We start from the raw sequence: 19,126 nt of genomic DNA, 5'->3' as shown, positions 1-19,126 counted from the left end.
TGCATGCCGGCTAGACCTTTGGCCCCAGAAGTCTGGCGACATGCTGTCGCGTTGAGCACACTAACGATTGATCTCCGGCTAGCTTCCCGATGACGAATAGCGCCAAGCGTATTAATGAGGATAGGCTTAATGGGTATTATGACCCTAGATCTCGGAACCACTAACATAAAAGTGGCTTCCTATACACGTAGTTTGACGCCAATTGTATTGGAAAGCAAAAGCGTGGCCTATATCCAAGAAAACGGCTTTGTTGAATTCGATGCGGAAAAATATTTTGCCGATATAGTCGATACTATCCGATTGTGCTTCAGAAAATCTGCAACAGCCGATGATTGGTCGCCAATCCAGCTTGTCGTTACGGGACAAGCCGAATCTTTGGTTGTAACAGATAGGTTTGGCAAGCCGCTACGAAACGGGATTTCGTGGTTGGACATGAGGTCGAGAAACGAATGCCAAGAGCTGTCATCCCGCTTCGACAACGATACCTGCTATCGAATTACCGGGCAGCCGGAGATTATCCCGACATGGCCTTTGACAAAAATGCTATGGCTCAAGCGCCACGAGAAAGAGTGCTTTAAGCAAGTCGAGAAATTCTTTCTCTTGAAAGACTACATTATTTTTCGTCTCACCGGAAAATTCGTGGGCGAACACTCTATATATCCGTTTTCGCACTATTTCGACATTGTTGCTAAAAAGTACTGGTCTGCTCCGCTCGACTACTGCGGAGTGAGTATCGATAAATTGCCGACACTGATAGAGCCGTGCACGGTCGTAGGTGAGTTGTTGCAGGACATTCGGTCGACAATCGGGCTGCCGCCTGGTTGCGTCGTCAATGCAGGTGCACTGGATCACTTCGCCGGAATGATTGGTACGGGCAATATTGGCCCAGGTATGGTCAGCGAGTCCGCTGGAACCGTGTCATCGATTGCAACTTTCGTGGAGAGCCCGTTCTTGGCCGCTTCACATGTCCCAGTTTACTGTGGCCCGTTCAACAACACCTATATCTACCTCCCAGTATGCGAATCCGGTGGTATAAGCCTTGAGTGGTTCAAGAATAACTTTGTGGAGCGTATGTCATTTGCCGCAATTGATAAGCATTGCGCTCGAAAGAATTTTGATCCTCGTCTGACCTTTCTCCCTTATCTGAACGGTGTAAATCCGCCCGAGTTTGATGCCAATGCAACAGGCGTTTTCTTCGGCGCGAAAATAGCTCATGATTCGTCGGATTTCGCCTTGGCCATCATGTTTGGCGTTGCCTGCCTGCTTAGAAAGAATATTGAGAATCTGAGGTCGGCGGGGATCCGGTTCGAGCAGGTTATCTCGACGGGCGGTGGCGCGAGGTCGGCGCTCTGGTCACAGATCAAGGCCAATATCTGTAGGCTCCCCGTCGCCGTTCCTGCCGAAGAGGAAGCCCCTAGTCTCGGCGCCGCAATTATAGGGTCTGTTTCCTGTGGCTATTTCTCGACGTATCAGGAAGCTTCTGACAACAGCGTCAATATAAAACAAATTTATCATCCAGACTTGAGCGACCCGAGATACGAATACCACTATAGCTTGTTCTGTAGCCTGTACGATGCGCTATCGCCGATATTCTCAAAATACTCTCTGGAGTCTGGCCTCGGGCAAAAGTATTGAATACTCGAAATTCCAGGAATGTAGTCAGAGGGTTGCTAGTCGGTTGAAGAGGATGCCATTGCGGGCAGCTATTTCACTCAAGCGCCGCTGACATACGTTTGACGACATCAATGAAGTCTCCCACGAGCGCATTCGGAGGGCCGCGATGGCCGATCCCAATCACGCACTCCCGCATATCGGTAATGTCACGGAAGACGACGCCGGGTCGAGCATAGTAGCGCGCTGTGCTGTCAGCCGTGATACTAATGGCACGTCCCATCGCGACAGCCTGCAGTTCTGACTCGACGGTCGCAACCTCGAGCACGACTTTGGCGGGATGATCGGCATCGCGATACTCACTCGCCAACCAATAGTCGCGCCAGATTCCCGGTGTCGGTGCAGCAATCAAGGGTTCGTCTAGTATATCCTCAAGACACAAAGTAGGCTTGATCGCGAGCGGGTGACCTGTCGGCAAACAAGCGACGCACTTTTCATGCGTGATCTCCACGATGTCGATATCGTCAAGCCCGATGGGCGGGCGGATGATGCCGCAATCGACCTGACCTGAACTTAAACCGGCGCTCGGATCTGAGAAATCATACTCTTTCAATCGCAAGATCGCATCCGGTCGCACGCGCTCAAATTCCTTGACGATCGCGGGTATGAACTCCACCGCAGTGCCGATCATAAAGCCGACGTGCAGTTCGCTTTTGAGCGCTGTCTGCACGCGTCGCGCTTCTTCCTCGAACATATCAACCGAGCGGCTGATCGCGAGGGCTTTCGTCAGCATCCGCTCACCAAATGGGGTCAAACTCACTGTTCGTGTGGTGCGCACAAATAATGCGAACCCGGTGTTTTGCTCGAGCTGGATGATCGTTTGCGAAAGGGCAGGTTGGGAAACATTCAGACGTTCTGCGGCACGACAGAAGCTCTTCTCCTGTGCCACGACAATGAACGATTTTATATGCCGTAACTGAACATTCATAAGATGTTTTGATAAATCATCGCTCTTCGGTCTGTCAATCAATCAGATGTGTCGCATAGTCTCAGCCACCACTGGGACAACCGGCTATAAGCGACGACCGAAACAGGCAGCGCGCTCAGCCGTACTTGTATACTGCGGCATCTAGAGGGCTTCTCAGAATTCAGGGTTGCCAGTTTGCGCATCCGAAAGGTCATTCAACTAATAAGTCAAGCCTATTAATCAATTCGGCGATTGTCCTTGTTGTTAAGGTGTTTCTAGTTCTTAATCCTAAGAAGAAGAGCTCGAAATCGAGTTTGAAAGACAGCTCCTTCGAGTCATGACAATGCAGAATACGTCGCGCATCCGATGTCAGAACGGTGTCTTGCGAAACGGCGGAAGGCTGTGAAACGAGGCTCGAAATCGAACCGCAACGATCGCAGTTCGGTGCGCCCGATGCTCTCGCCTTCCGACAAGCGTGCAACGACCGCACGGCGTAGGTCATGCGAAGCAACCGCGAATGATAAGACGTGCACAGCACGCGATATAACTTCCAAAGGGGATTTCCAACATGTCGCAATCTAAATTCACCCGCCGATCCATTCTCGCTGCTGGAGCCGTGACGGCGCTCTCCGTACCCTTCGTACGCCCTTCTTGGGCAGCACCGGATACTGTGCGAGCGCTGATGTGGGAGGCCTATCTGCTGCCTGATCGGGTCACGGCTTTCGAGGATACGCACAAGGTCAAGTTCGTGCCGAGCTTCTTCGACGGAAACTCGGAGGCCTATAATAAGCTTCGTGTCGGTGGTTCAAAGGAATTTGACCTCGTTCAGGCCGACGGCTTCTGGCCACAGCTCTATTTCCGGGAAAACCTGCTGCGCGCGGTCGATTACACCAAGGTGCCAAACGCCTCGACATACCTCCCGGAGTTCCAGCCAGATACTTTCAAAGTCCTGTCTGATCCGGCCTCGGGCAAGAAGATTGGCTTTCCCTTCTGCTGGGGTGCTTATGGTATCACCTACGATGCTGGCAAGGTTCCCGCGGAAGAGACCGAGACGCTCGAATGCATGTTCAACCCGGACTATGCCGGCATGCTCTCGACCAGTTCTCGTTTCGAGGAGAACATCGCGCTCGCCGCTCTTCTGGTCACCGACCGAATGGGAACACGGACAAAACCGAGGCCCGACGGTAAGCCGTTCAACCCTTACGTTCTCACCGACGATGAGCTTTCGGAGATTGAAAAGCTCCTGGTTCAGCAGAAGAACTTGCTGTTGACACGCTATCAGGACAATCCAACGCTTTTCCAGCTTCTGCAAAGCGGGGCCGTAGTCGCGGCCACTGAATTCGCCCAAGTTTTTCGGCAGTTGCTGACGGCCGAGGCGCAAGGGTCTGCGCCAGTTGATTTTCGCCATTCTTTGAAAATGAAGGAGGGCGGCCTCGGCTGGGTCGATACTTGGCTTATCACTTCCGGCGTCGAGGATGGGCCGCGGTTCGACATGTGCAACAGCTTCATCGACATGATGATTTCGCCGGAGGTTATGAAAAAGATCGGTGAGGTCGCGGGATGCTCGACAACCGTCGATCTTCGCGCGATTTCCAGCGAGTCCGAGCGCAAGCTCTTCCTGATGGACCGCTCGAATGAAATCGCCGACCTTTTCATGTTTGATCAGCCCTCGTCCCCTGAGAAATGGGAACGTGTTTGGTCGAACGTGCAGGCGGCCTGACCGATTCGTTCATCCTCCCAGGGGTAGGGCGGTTCGAGGCACGGTCTCGCCTCGGCCGCCCATAGCGCAGGTAATCCCATGAGCCAAAGTGGTTCCTACATCCGTATTGACAATGTTTCGCGCCGTTACGGTTCGTTTAAGGCGCTGGACGACGTCAGTCTCGACATTGCCAAGGAAGAATTTATTGCTATTCTCGGCCCTAGTGGCTCGGGCAAGAGCACCCTGCTCCGCTTAATCGCCGGCCTCGATCGGCCGACCGAAGGACGCGTTCACTTCGAAGGAAAAGATGTTACCGAACTTGCGCCGCATAAGCGCGGTATCGGCATGGTGTTCCAAGAATTTCTGCTCTTTCCGCACCGGACTGTCCGCGAAAATCTCGCCTTTCCGCTGAGAATGCGTAAGGAGCCGAAGGCCGACGTTGAGGAGCGGGTCGAATGGGTTGCCGGTATCCTGTCGCTTAGCACTATGCTCGACCGCTATCCAAGCCAACTTTCCGGCGGTCAGCAACAGCGTGTGGCTCTCGGCCGGGGTCTTGTCGCACGCCCAACTTTGTTGCTGCTCGACGAGCCACTGGCCAATCTCGACCGCGAATTGCGGCAAGAGATGGAAATTGAAATCCGGCGCTATCAAAAGCAGCTCGGCATCCCTTTTATCTATGTGACACACAATCAGGAAGAGGCGCTCTCAATGAGCGACCGGATCGCCGTCATAAACAATGGCCGCCTCGAAGCACTTGGTGAGCGCCAGGCAATTTACGATTATCCTGAGACCCCGTTCGTCGCTCGCTTCGTTGGTAAATCGAGCAGGTTTCAGGGTACAGTTGGGCCCGACGGCAAGGTCGTGCGTCTTGCCAGGCACAATCATGAATTCGCACTGCCGACCGGCTCCCACCTCATAGCCGGCGATGCGGTCGATATCTTTGTCAAGAACGAACGGTTCGACATTGCCCGCAAGCAGGATGGCGGCTCGGGTATCCCGTCCACTGTGGTAGATGTCGTGCTACGCGGTCCCTTCGTTGAATATGTTCTAGAGACGGACAGAGGCGATACTGTCATTGCCGTCAAGCCTAAGCGCAATGATGCGATCCCTATCCAGGAGCGGGTCCTCCTGTCGTGGAAACCCGACGACTGCCATCTTTTCAAGGCGGGGACATGACCATGGCAACCAAGCTCCAACGCCGACTCATCCTTGATATCCCTACCGGCTTTCTGCTCCTCTTCTTCGTCATGCCGCTGACGGCGCTCGTGATCCTGAGCTTTTGGCAAACCGAGAACTACAAGATCGTCTATGAATGGACCCTAATAAACTACGGCACGCTTGCGACGGAAGGAGCCTATATAACCTTTTTCCTCAGGTCGCTTGCCATGGCCATTGGAGTGTCGATCGCACTCGTCATTTTATCCTGGCCGATTGCCTATTTCATCGTCCGCTATGGCGGCCGCTACCGCATCGTCTTCTCGCTTCTTCTGGTCATCCCGTTCCTTTCAGGCGAAGTTCTCCGCCTAATCGCCCTGCAAGGAATGCTCGGGCCGGCCGGCCTCGTCAACGGCGCCCTTATCCGAATGGGCGCGGCGCCGCTCCGGATGATCATGTATTCCAATACGGCATCCTTTATCGCCTTTATTTATCTCTACCTGCCGCTGGTGGTGACGACGGTCTATCTGTCGCTTATCAATTTCGACTTCCGGCTGGCACATGCTGCTAGTGCCTGCGGCGCCAACCGTTTCCGGATTTTCACCGAAGTCGTCTGGCCACTTAATCTTTCAGGGACCATCGTTGGCTTCATGCTGGCCTTCATCCCCACGCTCTCCGCATCACTAGTGCCTCGCTTCCTCGGGGGGCCGAACGGAACGCTGTATGGCATGTCGATGGCGCAGCAGTTCGGCGAGTCCGGGACTTGGGCGCTTGGGGCAGCCATGGGTGTCGTCTTGTTCCTGTTTTCCGTGCTCGCACTAGGGATCCTGAGCTTCGGCGTCGATCTCCGTCGAACGGGCTTCACAGGATTGGGGAGGTCGTAGGATGAACCTGCATTTCACAGACGCAGTCATTAAGTGGACGCTGGCGACCTTCCTCGTTATCGTCTTCGCCTTTCTCTACATGCCGATCGTGCATATCCTGTTTGCTTCGCTTTCAACGCGGCCAAACTTTCCCTATCCGCTGGAGTTTAACCTTTCGAGCTATGTTCGCCTGTCGACCAACACAGTCTACCAGAGCGCCTTCTTAAACAGTCTGATCCTTGCCTCCTGCACTGCAGTGTTGTCGACCGCTATGGGATTTCTCGCGACAGTTGGCGTTCTAAGGTTCGGTGGAAAGCGGGCGCTGGTCTATGCGATTTTCTTCGCGGCGCCACTATTCGTCTCGGAAATTTTGCTCGGAATTTCGAGCATGGCGCTCTACTATCTGGTCTTCAAACTGCAGGGCAACATGCTGACGGCCATCATTGCCAACACCGTGCATTGCTTCAGCTTCTGCTTCCTAATCATGGCAGCAATGCTCTACAAATACGACTGGCGGATGAATGAGGCGGCGATTGTATGTGGGGCTTCGCCTTTGCGCTCCTTTGTCGAGGTCATGCTACCGATCACCTGGCCGGGCATCATGGGTAGCCTGATTACTGCCTTTGTGTTGTCTCTAAACGGGCTGGATATATCCTTCTACCTTCTGGGGGCGACCCCGACGATGCCGTCAGTTGCCTGGGGCGCGCTTCGATACGGCGTGAAGCCGGAACTCTATGCCCTCTTGACGCTGATTAATCTCATCGTTTTTGTTCTTATCATGGGTTTGCTAGCGGCGATCCGGCTGAAGAAGAAAGAAGCTTAGCCGTAGCACTATTTCGTAGGAAAGGAAGAAACGTCAATGGCGCATTCATTGTTAGCAGCAATGTTCACCGAGTATCGCAAATATGGAAAGCAAAATTCTATGTTTGTACTCCAAATGTTTATCTGGGAGCTCACAAGGAGACTAAAGCTTAACCTCAAGCGCTGAAGCGACAAGCGATGGGTGGACTGAATGGGCACTGGCACGCTTATGTCCACGAATGTTGAAGTCGGGCGATAGATCGTCAATCAGGGCAGGGAACGTTTAAGTCCAGGGCGGCGCCACCTCCCGATAATATTTATGACTTCTGAGGCGGAGGCATGCAGTGCGTGAGAACGTCGCCGCATGTGTGCCCGGAGCTACAAGGATCGCCACCGACGGCAAACCCTAGGGCATTACAACGGTCAAGGCCGGCTGGCGCCGGTCGCGGCTGCCCGGAAGACTTCGAAGCGCAACGACCCTGAGCCACAATTGTGGCAACATGTATCGCCGACTGCCGATGCTACCGTTTGATACACTTTTCTGTGATTCTTGATAAATCTCAGAGACACTACGTGTCCATACATGTCTCCTACGCTTCGTAAGCTGGAGAGCTGAAATTATGAACACGACGATGTCGCTCTTGTTGATCCGCAGGGTGTTGAACGAGTTCTGTGAGGAGCGCGGCCTGTCGGTCGCGAGTGCGACCGCGACAAATGCAGCGCGGTTTCTCATGCAGAGCGTTTCAGACGATGTGCCGTCGATAATGACGCTGCGATCTTCATTGTCGGCCTGGGTGGAAACGCAAGCCGGGTTGATGGCCGCTTAGGAAGTCGCGAAAAAATCGTGTGGGGCTTGGCGTAGGCATCTCGAATCTCCGATTGATTTCCGATTCGATAACATATATAGGATCCTATATAAGTTCTGAGAGGTTGACATGATCACAATCATCGGAGCGGGTGTCGCCGGACCACTGCTCGCCTACATGCTTCAAAAAGGGGGTGTCGAGTGCACAATCCTTGAAGCCGACCCCTCGCTCCATATTCGTCATCAGGGTGGAATGCTCAATCTCAATGAGAATACCGGGCAGGCAGCTTTACAAGCCGCCGGGTTGTACCAAAAAGTGCTTGATCATGTCCTGCCGGGCGGCGACGCCTTGCGTCTTCTTGGCCGAGACGGCGCAGTTCTCTTCGAAAAGAAAGGAAATGGAAGTCGTCCGGAAATTGACCGCGGTACGCTGCGTCGCATTATCATTGAAGCTCTGCCGGAAAACGTCATTCGTTGGGGCAGCGCCGTCAGAGCAATTGAACGCGACCCCAAAGGTTTCATTATCAGGATGCAGGACGACTCTGTGATGCAGGCCGACCTTGTCATAGGAGCGGACGGTGCGTGGTCCTGTCTTCGTTCACTTCTTACTGAGCAAAAGCCGATCTACTCTGGGATCACCTTTATAGAGCTGAGATATCGTAATGCCACGCGAAATTACCCCGTTGCGAAGCGCCTCGTTGGCGATGGACTGATGTTTGCTCTTACTAAGGGGCAGGGGATTATAGGCCACAGAGAGCCTAACGACGAATTATGTGTTTACGCCGCTCTCAGCCTGCCTGAGGATAATTGCCGGAACGAGCTCAGCCGAGCTGCGCTGCTATCTCATTTTGACGAATGGGCAAAAGACTACCAGACGCTGCTCGCCGACAGCGATGGGGTACTTGTCCCGAGACCGATCTACGCCTTGCCGACAGGACGATATTGGCCAAGAACGCCCCGTGCCACGCTTATCGGCGACGCTGCTCATCTCATGTCCCCGTTTGCCGGCGAGGGCGTGAACCTTGCTATGGCGGACGCAAGCGATTTGGCAACTGCCATCCTCGCTCATCGAGACAACTTCGATGCGGCCTTGGCAGAATATGAGGCGAAAATGGCCAAACGTACGACCCCTTATCAAGAGCAGTCTGCGGCTAACCTGTCGCTCGCCTTCTCTTACGACGCGCCGAGGGGGTTCCTTGATTTCTTTGAGAGCCTGAGCAGCGACCCGCAATCTCTCCCAGAAGCCAACCAGCGATAGAAATCGCTGTCGTCACCGGAAGCCGTTCCGAAATCCGATGGTATTTTCCGTGACGGCCGAATGCAATCATGGCCAAGCGCCAGCGCTGGTCGCGGCGATTAACTACCTGTTTAGGGCATGGACTGACGACGTCGCCGATTTGTTAGTTATGGCGCTCACGCTAACAGCGTCCGGGTGGCAAACCGTTACAGTTAATCCTGAGACTTTGAACGTCGCAACGATTTGCCAATCATGTTGACCTTTCACACTTAAGTGCTCTCTTGCTCAGCCGAGGTTATGACAGTGTCTGCTGTGGTGCAATCGTTTCCAAGGTTCCTCGTGCTGACGTTGCGAAGATCTGGCAGGGAGCTACAGCACTTCGGTGTATTCACTCGGCTGGGGTCTGGTTGTGTAATTGTCTACCGTTCTAGTGCCTGAAATTTGCATCTCATGCTCCGTCCCGACACTTCCCCTGAGCCCATCCGTTTTTTAGGTAGCGATTGATGGTGGATTGGCGAGATTGCGTCACGCGGCATTTCAAAGTTTTGACACCCTGCTGTAAACCGGATTCAAAAAACGCTTTACTCACTGTACCGACCTACGCGATTAACGACGCGGTAATTTATCAAATTTGGAAAATTTTAAATGGAGCACATTGATCACGTTCTGATTGTCGACGATGATCGCGAAATTCGCGAACTCGTATCGAGCTACCTGAAAAAGAATGGACTTCGCACCACTGTAGCCGCGGACGGGCGACAGATGCGAACTTTTCTGGAGACAAGCACGGTCGATCTCATTGTGCTCGACGTAATGATGCAGGGCGACGATGGACTGGTTCTCTGCCGCGAGCTTCGTGCTGGCAAACATAAGACAACACCTGTTATAATGCTGACGGCACGCGACGATGAAATGGATCGGATCATCGGACTTGAGATGGGCGCCGATGATTATCTGCCGAAACCGTTCGCGGCAAGGGAGCTTCTCGCTCGGATCAAAGCCGTCATCCGCCGGAGCCGTATGTTGCCACCCAACCTCCAGATCAGCGAAGCCGCTAATGTGCTGACCTTCGGAAACTGGCGCTTGGATACAGTCGGTCGGCATCTCCTTGACAAGGACGGCACCGAGATTGCGCTCAGCGGTGCTGAATATCGTCTTTTGCGGGTGTTTATTGACCATCCGCAGCGTGTTCTTAACCGCGATCAGATTTTGAACTTAACGCAAGGCCGTGATGCCGAACTGTTCGATCGGTCTATTGATCTTCTAGTCAGTCGCTTGCGACAGCGGCTTGGTGACGATGCGCGCGAGCCTACCTACATTAAGACGGTGCGGGCCGAAGGTTATGTATTCTCCGTGCCAGTTGAGATTTCGGTGCCGCGAAAATGAGCCGGTACTCCCTTTCACGCTGGTGGCCCAATACGCTTCGATCGCGGTTGTTTCTGATCCTCTTTGCCGGTCTCGCTGTCGCGTACGGCCTGTCATTCAGCATTCTTTTTGCTGAACGCTACATGTCGGCCAAGGCGATCATGCTCGGAACATTGGAGAGCGATCTCGCAACGTCCATCGCCGTCATAGACCGGCTTCCCGCTGAAGAGCGACCCGACTGGTTGGATCGCCTAAGCCGCGGCAGTTATCGCCTCGTTCTGGGGCCGGGACTGGCCGGCGTGCCGGATCTATCTGGTCGCGGCAAGGAAATCGCCGACCGGATAGAAGAAGCGGCGGGCTACAAGTTCGCGGTTCGGGTTGAGGCCATTCCTAGTGACGGAAACCGGCTACAAGGCCATCTTACGCTCTCTGATGGTTCGCCCCTCACAATCGACGTAACGCCGCGCGGCGTCGTGCCCTTGGCCACGTGGCTACCTTATGTATTTATTGCACAAATGGTGCTGCTCATACTCTTCACCTGGGTTGCCGTTCGTGAAGCTGTTCGCCCTTTAGGCGATCTGGCCGCCGCCGCCAACGAACTCGATCCAAACAAGCAAGCTCCTCTTCTTATCGAAAGCGGGCCGAGCGAGGTCGCGCATGCGGCACGAGCTTTCAACGCAATGCGCGGACGCATCGCAGACTACCTGGAAGAGCGCGTACAAATACTTGCAGCGATTTCGCATGACCTGCAAACTCCCATCACCCGAATGCGGTTGCGAGCCGAGCTGGCGGATGACAGCGCTGAGAAGGATAAACTGGTGAAAGACCTTGCCGAAATTGAGCGGCTCGTGCAGGACGGTATCGCCTACGCACGCAGCTCTCACGGCAATGGCGAGAAGCCAACGCGTATTGATCTCGCTTCCTTCATCGACAGTATCGCATACGACTACCAAGACGTTGGGAAAGCCGTTTCAGTGGAAGGTATTGTTCAGGGGATAGCTGTCACCAAACCCCATTCGCTGCGGCGCATTCTCACCAACTTCATCGACAACGCACTCAAGTTTGCGGGCGCAGCCACGATCAGCGTCGGGAAGTCGGATGAAGGATACTTTGTAGTCACCGTCGCGGACCACGGGCCGGGCATTCCCGACGACAAACTGGAAGACGCCATGCAGCCTTTTTTCCGGATTGAGACATCTCGCAACCGTGACACAGGAGGTTCAGGGCTCGGGCTGGCTATTGCCCAGCAGTTAGCCTCCACCATTGAGGGGTCGGTCAGGCTCCGCAACCAGCCTCAAGGAGGGCTTGCGGCGGAAGTAATTTTTCGCTGACGCGGGGGCAGAGCACCCCGCAGTTCGTCGTAAAGGATAGAAACTACTCTCAAGTTTAAGATTTGATACATCTCCTCGTGAATTGGAAATATCCGGGATACACGAATAGGTCACATCTTAAGGCTTCGCGGGCGCATTCGAGACTTGGCTCAACGCCAAGCTTCTCCGGCGACGCCTTAACAGTAAGTGAGAATCCCTATGAACAGAGCTCTTGTTGTCATCATCGCCGCTTCGACCCTCGCATTTCCCTGCATATATGATGCGTTTTCGTCAGAGCCGTCGCCGATGACCGGACGGGTTATGATAGTAACGACTGAGGATGAACAGACTTTCACGTCGTCGCACGATTGGGACGCATTCCACTGGTGCGAAGATGAGGTAGCAGATATCTGCGGCTAATGGGTCATCAATCGGTTTTTTTGATTAGCGCTCATGTAGAGTGCTCGACTGTTGAACTCGCGACACCTCTGCATACAACGGGGATACAACTGAATTGCCAACGCCTGAACCACGATGGAAGTTACGCGAGCGACCGGGCTTCTTCGTAGTGAGGTTGGCCCGTTTGATGTCGCGCTACGCCGAAGAGCGTATCCAACCCTTGGGTACCGGACTTGCCGGCTATCCGGTGATCACCGCACTCACGGAGGGCGGCGAGATGACGCAAAAGCAATTGACCGAATTGCTTGGGGTGGAGCAACCCAGCACGGCACAACTTCTTGCAAGGCTCGAACGGGACGGTTTTATAACACGTCGCAAGGACCCCGGAGACGGGAGAAGCAGCCTCGTTCGCCTCACAGAAAAAGCCACCTCCGCTTTGCCAGCTATTTCGGAGATAATGGACGATGGAAATGACATGGCTGTGAAGGGGTTCAGCGCTGAGGAGATTGAACAAGTGGTCAATCTACTGAAGCGCATGCTTATAAATTTTGAAGGGCGTTAGCCGGTGGGAGAACGGCGGTAGCCGGCTGAAATTGCCATAGCATCGTTGCAAGCTAAATCAAACATGGCTGAGTTATGGTCGGGCGATCTGCCCATCCAAGTTTCCGAAGCAGCACGATCGCCTGCGCCATAGTCGTGCTCTAACGTTGTTCATTTTTTTACATAACTATCGAGTTTCAAACCATCTTACATTCGTCAGGCTTCGCGGTCGGCGTCGATATTGCACCTCAGGTTCGCAATTCGATGTACGCACCGATGTGCGTGCTGACCATAATCGGCCAATCTTGTGTGCCGACCCCGTATATTGTGGCGCCTGATCTCAAAATTGGGTAGCACGGCTTCTCCCCTGAGACGGCACACATGTGCAGTCGACGCCATTCAATGGGCAACGGAACGGACAACGTGCGGCAAAGTTCAGGCTTGATTGGTTCAACCCCCAGGCTCATCGCACACAAGCTTGCGCCAAGCCCAGAATATATATAGGATCCTATGGGAATCAGCGGAAGCGTACTTCGTGGAGCTGGATTGGTGCGACATATTCAAAGGAGGCTCATCTGAGAAAAGTTTTACTTCTTTCCGCGGTTTTTCCTGCTGCATTGACATTGTTCATATATTCGCCGTCAGAAGGCTCCGCCGGAGAAAATGTCTCGCCCGTGTATGGCGTGAGTCTTCCAGAGGGCTATCGAGATTGGCGTGTCATAACTGTCGCACACGAAGCCGGGCATAATAACGACATCCGGGCTGTAATCGGCAACGACATCGCCTACTAAGCGTTCCGGTCTGGCACGCTTCCCTTCCCTGATGGAGCAATCATTGTTCGGCTTGCATACGAGTTCAAGTCTTCCCCGCGGAATGACGCTGTGTTTCCGGCACCACAATCGTTTGTCGCTGGCAATCCAACAAATGTGCAGGTCAGCGTCAAAGACTCGGAGAGGTTCGTTTCCAGTGGCGGCTGGGGATATGGCAATTTGAGAACGGAATTGCAAATCAAAGCATCCCGCTCACGACCTCCTGTTTCGCCTGCCATCAAAAACTCGATAGATCAAAGGATTTCGTGTTCAGCCACTATTCGCCGTAACGCCTCACGTCTCACTCCGTCGGCAAACACAAGCGATGTGCTGTCCCTCATCAGCTTGCCTTAGCCGCGGCCCTCGCCAACGCTGCCCTCGGCCTACCTAAGACCCCAGAATCCACTACAGACAACCGTAGGAGCCTGAGGAGAACCGGAGCTATCGCCCTGGCGTCCAGTGGGTAGAAATACACTTGCTTACAAACTGAGGTCTTGTCGGACATAACGCGAATACACGTCGATCGCACTATGCCCGCGCTGATGGAAAACAATTTACCTCAGGGGCAAAGGCCCGGAGCAACTCGAAAAGGAAACAGTTATGAAGCTTATCAAGTCGATCGCAAGTGTACTGGTATTCGCCGGACTGACCAGCGCGTCTTCAGTTCACGCGCAGCAGAGCAGTCCACTGCAGCGCACGGACCTGGTCCAAAACGACATCACTGCTCCAGGCCTTCAGGTCGTGCAAGCGCGTGTTGATTTCAAGAAGGACGCAGTGTCCATTAAACACTCTCATCCAGGCGAGGAAGTTGCTTACGTGCTGAAGGGCTCGATTGAATATCAGCTTGAAGGCAGGCCGCCTGTGACACTGAAGACAGGTGAAGCCTTGTTCATTCCGGCAGGCGTTGCCCATGTCGCCAGGAATGTTGGCGAAGGCGAAGCTTCGGAACTGGCGACTTATGTCGTGAAAAAAGAAGGAGCGCTCGTCGTTCCCGAGAAGTGAAGACTCGTAGAAGTGTCTCAGACCCCAGTTGGACGACACTCGCCGACAGCTGAACACCTTCTTCGAAGGGAATGCGATGAACGCGGCGACATCAGTAGATGTGCCGTGCTCATCCGAACGATCCGAACGCGCCTCTGAATTGACATCGGTAAGTTGGGTTTGCCACGGAGATCGCGTTCGGCCGTACCGAAGCACTAAACATGTTGCTCAAAAGAAAGCGAGCAGGAATTAAAAGACTAAAATCTATCATTCCATAACATTATACAGAGAAACCAAAATGTCTTTTTTCACCACCTCGGACGGTACTAATCTCTTTTATAAGGACTGGGGGGCAGGTCAACCGATCCTCTTTTCCCATGGCTGGCCGCTGTCGTCTGACATCTGGGACCAGCAGATGCTGTTCTTCAGCCAGAACGGTTTTCGAGTGATCGCCCATGACCGCCGCAGCCACGGCCGCTCTGATCAGACTTTCAATGGCAACAAAATGGACCAGTATGCTGACGATCTGGCCGAACTGATCGAGATTCTCGATCTCTCCGACCTGATCCTGGTCGGCCATTCCACGGGCGGCGGTGAAGTCTGCCATTACATCGGCCGCCATGGTACCGCGCGCGTTGCAAAGGTCGTTCTCGTGGGCGCGGTTCCGCCGTTGATGCTGAAGACGGCAGGCAATCCCCAAGGCACGCTGATGGAGGTGTTTGATAGTATCCGCGAAAACACCGCGAAGAACCGCTCACAGTTCTTCTTCGATTTGACCGTCCCCTTCTACGGCTTCAACCGGGAAGGTGTTACCCCCAATGAGGGCTTGCGGGAGAACTTCCGCCGTATCGGCCTGCAGGGTGGCATCAAGGGCCAGTATGACTGCATACGAGAATTTTCCGAGGTGGATTACACCGAGGATCTGAAGTGCGTCGACCGTCCGACGCTGATCATCCATGGTGATGACGACCAGATCGTGCCGATCGACGCGTCTGCCCACCTAGCCGCGGAGCTCGTGGCCGATGTTACGATGAAGATCTATTCGGGCGGCTCTCATGGGCTGGCAGAGACTGAGGCCGACCGTTTCAACGTTGACGTACTCGCCTTCATCCGTACCTGAACATCGCCTCACCAACACGGCACTCATCTTTGAAACTCTCACATAAGAGAAAGAAAAACATGTCTAAGTTTGTCGCAAGCCTTGCCGTTGCCAGCGCTCTAGTTTCCGGTAACGTATATGCTCAACCTGCTAAGCCCACCATCGTTCTTGTTCATGGAGCCTTTGCCGACTCCTCCAGCTGGAATGGCGTCACTAAGATCCTGCAGAAGGACGGCTACCGTGTCATTGCCGCCGCCAATCCTCTGCGCAGCGTTTCAACCGATGCTGCTTATGTCGCCGATATCGTCGCAAGCATAGAAGGCCAAGTCGTCCTTGTCGGCCATTCCTATGGCGGGCAAGTCATCACCGCGGCCGCCAATGGCCCGGACAACGTCAAGTCGCTGGTCTATGTTGCCGCTTTTGCGCCGGTTGAAGGGGAGGCCGCGGCTGATCTGGCCGGGAAATTCCCTGGCGGCACACTCGGTGAGGCACTAGCTGCGCCTGTTAAGCTCGCCGATGGCGGTACCGACCTCTCTATCGATCAGGACAAGTTCCACAATCAATTTGCACATGATGTAAGTGTTGACGACGCTGCACTGATGGCCGCCGGCCAACGTCCGATTACCGAGGCAGCGCTGACAGAAAAGTCTGGCAAGCCGGCATGGAAGGCACTGCCCTCCTACTTCATCTATGGCGATGGGGACAAGAACATTCCGGCTGAGGCACTTGGCTTCATGGCCGAACGTGCAGGCTCGAAGAATACAGTCGTCATTCAAGGCGCGTCTCACGTGGTCATGGTCTCGCAGCCACAGGCTGTTGCAGACCTCATCGAGGAAGCAGCGCAGTAATTGTCTATGCCGAAACTGGCTGGCCGCTTTCGGGCGGCCGGCTCGGTGGTAACAAGACCGACTCTCGGTCGTGCTGCCACTTTGGGCTTTGCCCGTCCTGCCGAAAAAGCTTCAACTTACGCCGCTCAACCAGAGGCAACCGCTTTCGGCAAGTTCCAACACAACGTTCGCAGATTTGGGCAATGGTGGGTTGAGCTTGCTTTGTCGAGACCCGATATGGCAGATGGATACGGACTTTTTCGCCATTTTTTTGCAGCAGTTTTTGGACAAGCTCAGATACAAGAAGCGACCACCTGCCTGCGGCCTGTAAGGAATGGCCATTTTCGCCTTGGATGCTGACGGCACCTGGACGGAGGTCCCCGGCAGCCAAGAACTCTAAGTCCGGCTATTGAGATAGTCGACCTAGAGGATAACAAAGGTATCCTGGTCGCGCCGAAGGAAGCTCTCTATTTGTTGATCTCCGCTGATGACGTTGCAGCTTAGAGCTGCTTTCGACAGAGATAACCGCCGAAGCTTTTTCCTCCATGCCGGGTACAGCTCCACGGGTCAAATTGCTGTTCAGGCGGTCGGTACGGTTGCTCTCAGGGTTGACGCCAAGCTGCTTGAGAGGCGGGTATGCGTGCCACGTCTAGGGTTTCAGTCCTCTTGTTCATATCGCATGCTGGCCTGACGGGCTAAATCTTCGTCAAAATCAGCCTTCACTTTACGTTTCCGTGAGAAGGGTTCATCCCATGAAGGACGCAATTGCGTAGAAGGTAGCAGATATGAGAGCTGCAGCCGGCATGGTCACGATCCAGGCAATCACGATGTTTCCTGCAAGTCCCCAGCGAACGGCAGAAATGCGGCGGGCAGCTCCGACGCCGACAATCGCCCCCGTAATCGTGTGGGTTGTCGAAACGGGAATGCCGAGCCATGTGGCGCCGAACAGAGTCAGCGCGCCGCCTGTTTCGGCGCAGAAACCCTGCATGGGATTGAGACGCGTGATCTTCGAACCCATCGTGTGAACGATCCGCCAACCGCCGAACAAGGTCCCGAGCGCCATCGCAGCTTGACACGAGATCACCACCCAAAATGGAACGTGGAAATCCGATCCGAGGTATCCCTGACTGAACAGCAAAACGGCGATGATGCCCATCGTCTTCTGGGCATCGTTGCCGCCATGACCCAGCGAGTACAGCGAGGCGGAGATGAACTGCATAACGCGAAAGGTGCTGTCGACCGCGAACGGCGTCTGACGAACAAAAAGCCAGGACACGGTTAGCACGAGAAGGAGCGCCAAAAAAAAGCCGATTGCGGGCGACAGGAAAATCGCACCGACCGTCTTGAACAGACCGCTGAACACAATAGCGCTGAACCCGACCTTTGCAAGCCCGGCGCCGACCAACCCACCGACCAACGCATGGGACGAGCTCGAAGGAATGCCGAAGAGCCAGGTCACGATGTTCCAGATGATGGCGCCCATCAGTGCGGCGAAAATCAACTGCGGCGAGACGATCGCGGGGTCAATGATCCCTGTACCAAGTGTCTCAGCGACATGAAGCCCGAAAAAGAGGAAGGCGATGAAGTTGAAGAAGGCTGCCCACGCGACTGCGAATTGCGGCCGCAGCACGCGTGTCGAAACGATTGTCGCGATAGAATTCGCGGCGTCATGAAGGCCGTTCAGGAAGTCGAAGAAGAGGGCGATCCCGATCAGGCCGACCAGGAGCGGCAGAGCAAGGGTGGCGTCCATCATACGTTCTCAATAACGATGCCGCTGATCTCGTCGGCTACGTCTTCAAAGCGGTCGACAACCTTCTCAAGTTCTCCGTAGAGTTCGCTACCGATGATGTAGGCCATGGCGTTTCCGCCACCGCCGACACGACGGTAAAGATCCTTCAGGCCCAGGTCGTGAAGCTCGTCCGAGCGGCCCTCGACGCGCGTCACCTCTTCGCTGATGGCCGACAGTCGCTGCGCGTTCGTGCCGACCTTGTCTAGCAGTGGAATGGCCTCGGAGATGAGGTTGGCTGCTATGACGATCTCTTCGCCCATCTGTTGCATTAGCGGATGGAAGGACGTCTGTTCGAACAGTCTGATAGTTTTCACTGTCTTGTGCATCATGTCGATGGCATCATCCATCGACTGGATCAGATCCTTGATGTCGCCGCGGTCAAACGGTGTGATGAAGCTGCGGCGGACGGCGAGAAGAACGTCTCGTGTAATATCGTCTGCGCGGTCTTCCAGCTCAATAATGCGGTCACAGTTTTGATCGATGTTCTTGCCATGCAATAGGTCGTTCAGCGCGCCGGCTGCTTCCACAACTACGGCCGAGTGTTGTGAGAACATGTCGAATAAACGATCTTCTCTCGGCATGAGCTTGCGGAAAAGGGACATCATGCCGGTGATACCTCGTGTTAGGCAACTGTCATAAAACTGTCATATATGCGCGAAAGTGTTTTGGGGAAGCGCAAAACAGCGATGTCCATAGTCGAGCGCGCCTGACGTCAAGGCACTCGGGATTGTTTTCACTACTGCGTGTGCCCAGCCGGTCGACCGGGCGGGGGTCAAAAACGGTTCGCTGGCTCGTAGCCTTGGGAAGAAGACGGCGTTGATGACGCTCCACTCCTGTGTCACCCGGCGCACTCGAATCGCGGTGGCCGA

Annotated in this window: 17 protein-coding genes; 14 read left to right on the top strand and 3 right to left on the bottom strand. The window is 54.3% G+C overall.

Features of this window, described 5'->3' with window-relative positions; all coding sequences use genetic code 11:
- The first annotated feature begins 129 nt into the window (after window positions 1–129).
- Window positions 130–1,635 (top strand): FGGY-family carbohydrate kinase, encoded by a 1,506-nt coding sequence (locus BLX89_RS22060; protein ID WP_075293127.1) that lies wholly within the window; start codon window positions 130–132, stop codon window positions 1,633–1,635.
- A 73-nt stretch (window positions 1,636–1,708) separates the two neighbouring features.
- Here BLX89_RS22060 and BLX89_RS22055 read toward each other — a convergent pair whose 3' ends face one another.
- Complete coding sequence (locus BLX89_RS22055) at window positions 1,709–2,641, bottom strand: LysR family transcriptional regulator (RefSeq protein ID WP_143523725.1); 933 nt, start codon at window positions 2,639–2,641, stop codon at window positions 1,709–1,711.
- A 505-nt stretch (window positions 2,642–3,146) separates the two neighbouring features.
- Here BLX89_RS22055 and BLX89_RS22050 point away from each other — a divergent pair.
- The 13 genes from BLX89_RS22050 (at window position 3,147) to BLX89_RS21985 (ending at window position 16,489) form a co-directional block, all read left to right on the top strand.
- Entirely contained in the window at window positions 3,147–4,298 is a 1,152-nt protein-coding gene (locus BLX89_RS22050) for an ABC transporter substrate-binding protein (RefSeq protein ID WP_083637827.1), read from the top strand.
- 78 nt (window positions 4,299–4,376) lie between these two features.
- Entirely contained in the window at window positions 4,377–5,453 is a 1,077-nt protein-coding gene (locus BLX89_RS22045; RefSeq protein WP_075293124.1) for an ABC transporter ATP-binding protein, read from the top strand.
- A gap of 2 nt (window positions 5,454–5,455) precedes the next feature.
- Window positions 5,456–6,316, top strand: coding sequence for an ABC transporter permease (locus tag BLX89_RS22040; RefSeq protein ID WP_075293189.1), 861 nt, complete (start codon window positions 5,456–5,458; stop codon window positions 6,314–6,316).
- Between the two features lies 1 nt (window position 6,317).
- On the top strand, window positions 6,318–7,118 hold the full coding sequence (locus BLX89_RS22035; RefSeq protein WP_075293123.1) for an ABC transporter permease: 801 nt from the start codon (window positions 6,318–6,320) through the stop codon (window positions 7,116–7,118).
- 598 nt (window positions 7,119–7,716) lie between these two features.
- The gene (locus BLX89_RS22030) at window positions 7,717–7,923 is read left to right on the top strand and encodes a hypothetical protein (protein ID WP_245292899.1); all 207 of its coding nucleotides are present in this window, start codon (window positions 7,717–7,719) and stop codon (window positions 7,921–7,923) included.
- A 108-nt stretch (window positions 7,924–8,031) separates the two neighbouring features.
- The gene (locus BLX89_RS22025; protein ID WP_075293121.1) at window positions 8,032–9,159 is read left to right on the top strand and encodes an FAD-dependent oxidoreductase; all 1,128 of its coding nucleotides are present in this window, start codon (window positions 8,032–8,034) and stop codon (window positions 9,157–9,159) included.
- A 624-nt stretch (window positions 9,160–9,783) separates the two neighbouring features.
- Window positions 9,784–10,524 (top strand): response regulator, encoded by a 741-nt coding sequence (locus tag BLX89_RS22020; RefSeq protein ID WP_075293120.1) that lies wholly within the window; start codon window positions 9,784–9,786, stop codon window positions 10,522–10,524.
- Window positions 10,521–11,834 (top strand): ATP-binding protein, encoded by a 1,314-nt coding sequence (locus BLX89_RS22015; RefSeq protein ID WP_075293119.1) that lies wholly within the window; start codon window positions 10,521–10,523, stop codon window positions 11,832–11,834. The genes BLX89_RS22020 and BLX89_RS22015 overlap by 4 nt, the downstream gene beginning before the upstream one ends.
- Window positions 11,835–12,399: 565 nt before the next feature.
- Entirely contained in the window at window positions 12,400–12,774 is a 375-nt protein-coding gene (locus BLX89_RS22005; protein ID WP_075293117.1) for a MarR family winged helix-turn-helix transcriptional regulator, read from the top strand.
- Between the two features lie 808 nt (window positions 12,775–13,582).
- Window positions 13,583–13,915, top strand: a complete 333-nt coding sequence (locus BLX89_RS25165) for a cytochrome P460 family protein (protein ID WP_342587611.1) — start codon at window positions 13,583–13,585, stop codon at window positions 13,913–13,915.
- 246 nt (window positions 13,916–14,161) lie between these two features.
- Window positions 14,162–14,563 carry a cupin domain-containing protein gene (locus BLX89_RS21995; RefSeq protein ID WP_075293116.1) on the top strand — a complete coding sequence of 134 codons (402 nt, stop codon included), beginning with the start codon at window positions 14,162–14,164 and terminating at the stop codon, window positions 14,561–14,563.
- Between the two features lie 277 nt (window positions 14,564–14,840).
- On the top strand, window positions 14,841–15,662 hold the full coding sequence (locus BLX89_RS21990; protein WP_075293115.1) for an alpha/beta fold hydrolase: 822 nt from the start codon (window positions 14,841–14,843) through the stop codon (window positions 15,660–15,662).
- A gap of 59 nt (window positions 15,663–15,721) precedes the next feature.
- The gene (locus BLX89_RS21985) at window positions 15,722–16,489 is read left to right on the top strand and encodes an alpha/beta fold hydrolase (protein ID WP_075293114.1); all 768 of its coding nucleotides are present in this window, start codon (window positions 15,722–15,724) and stop codon (window positions 16,487–16,489) included.
- A gap of 724 nt (window positions 16,490–17,213) precedes the next feature.
- On the opposite strand, the gene BLX89_RS21980 is transcribed toward BLX89_RS21985, so the two are convergent.
- The gene (locus BLX89_RS21980) at window positions 17,214–18,218 is read right to left on the bottom strand and encodes an inorganic phosphate transporter (RefSeq protein WP_075293113.1); all 1,005 of its coding nucleotides are present in this window, start codon (window positions 18,216–18,218) and stop codon (window positions 17,214–17,216) included.
- On the bottom strand, window positions 18,218–18,862 hold the full coding sequence (locus BLX89_RS21975; protein WP_075293112.1) for a DUF47 domain-containing protein: 645 nt from the start codon (window positions 18,860–18,862) through the stop codon (window positions 18,218–18,220). The genes BLX89_RS21980 and BLX89_RS21975 overlap by 1 nt, the downstream gene beginning before the upstream one ends.
- Window positions 18,863–19,126 lie beyond the last annotated feature (264 nt).

The sequence above is a fragment of the Pararhizobium arenae genome, assembly GCF_001931685.1.
Lineage (GTDB): Bacteria > Pseudomonadota > Alphaproteobacteria > Rhizobiales > Rhizobiaceae > Pararhizobium > Pararhizobium arenae.
This window is presented reverse-complemented; position numbering and strand designations above follow the sequence as displayed.

Coding starts and splice junctions, on each gene's coding strand:
- BLX89_RS22060 (WP_075293127.1), top strand. CDS start 130: ATGGGTATTATGACCCTAGATCTCGGAACCACTAACATAAAAGTGGCT.
- BLX89_RS22050 (WP_083637827.1), top strand. CDS start 3,147: ATGTCGCAATCTAAATTCACCCGCCGATCCATTCTCGCTGCTGGAGCC.
- BLX89_RS22045 (WP_075293124.1), top strand. CDS start 4,377: ATGAGCCAAAGTGGTTCCTACATCCGTATTGACAATGTTTCGCGCCGT.
- BLX89_RS22040 (WP_075293189.1), top strand. CDS start 5,456: ATGGCAACCAAGCTCCAACGCCGACTCATCCTTGATATCCCTACCGGC.
- BLX89_RS22035 (WP_075293123.1), top strand. CDS start 6,318: ATGAACCTGCATTTCACAGACGCAGTCATTAAGTGGACGCTGGCGACC.
- BLX89_RS22030 (WP_245292899.1), top strand. CDS start 7,717: ATGAACACGACGATGTCGCTCTTGTTGATCCGCAGGGTGTTGAACGAG.
- BLX89_RS22025 (WP_075293121.1), top strand. CDS start 8,032: ATGATCACAATCATCGGAGCGGGTGTCGCCGGACCACTGCTCGCCTAC.
- BLX89_RS22020 (WP_075293120.1), top strand. CDS start 9,784: ATGGAGCACATTGATCACGTTCTGATTGTCGACGATGATCGCGAAATT.
- BLX89_RS22015 (WP_075293119.1), top strand. CDS start 10,521: ATGAGCCGGTACTCCCTTTCACGCTGGTGGCCCAATACGCTTCGATCG.
- BLX89_RS22005 (WP_075293117.1), top strand. CDS start 12,400: ATGTCGCGCTACGCCGAAGAGCGTATCCAACCCTTGGGTACCGGACTT.
- BLX89_RS21995 (WP_075293116.1), top strand. CDS start 14,162: ATGAAGCTTATCAAGTCGATCGCAAGTGTACTGGTATTCGCCGGACTG.
- BLX89_RS21990 (WP_075293115.1), top strand. CDS start 14,841: ATGTCTTTTTTCACCACCTCGGACGGTACTAATCTCTTTTATAAGGAC.
- BLX89_RS21985 (WP_075293114.1), top strand. CDS start 15,722: ATGTCTAAGTTTGTCGCAAGCCTTGCCGTTGCCAGCGCTCTAGTTTCC.
- BLX89_RS21980 (WP_075293113.1), bottom strand. CDS start 18,218: ATGGACGCCACCCTTGCTCTGCCGCTCCTGGTCGGCCTGATCGGGATC.
- BLX89_RS21975 (WP_075293112.1), bottom strand. CDS start 18,862: ATGATGTCCCTTTTCCGCAAGCTCATGCCGAGAGAAGATCGTTTATTC.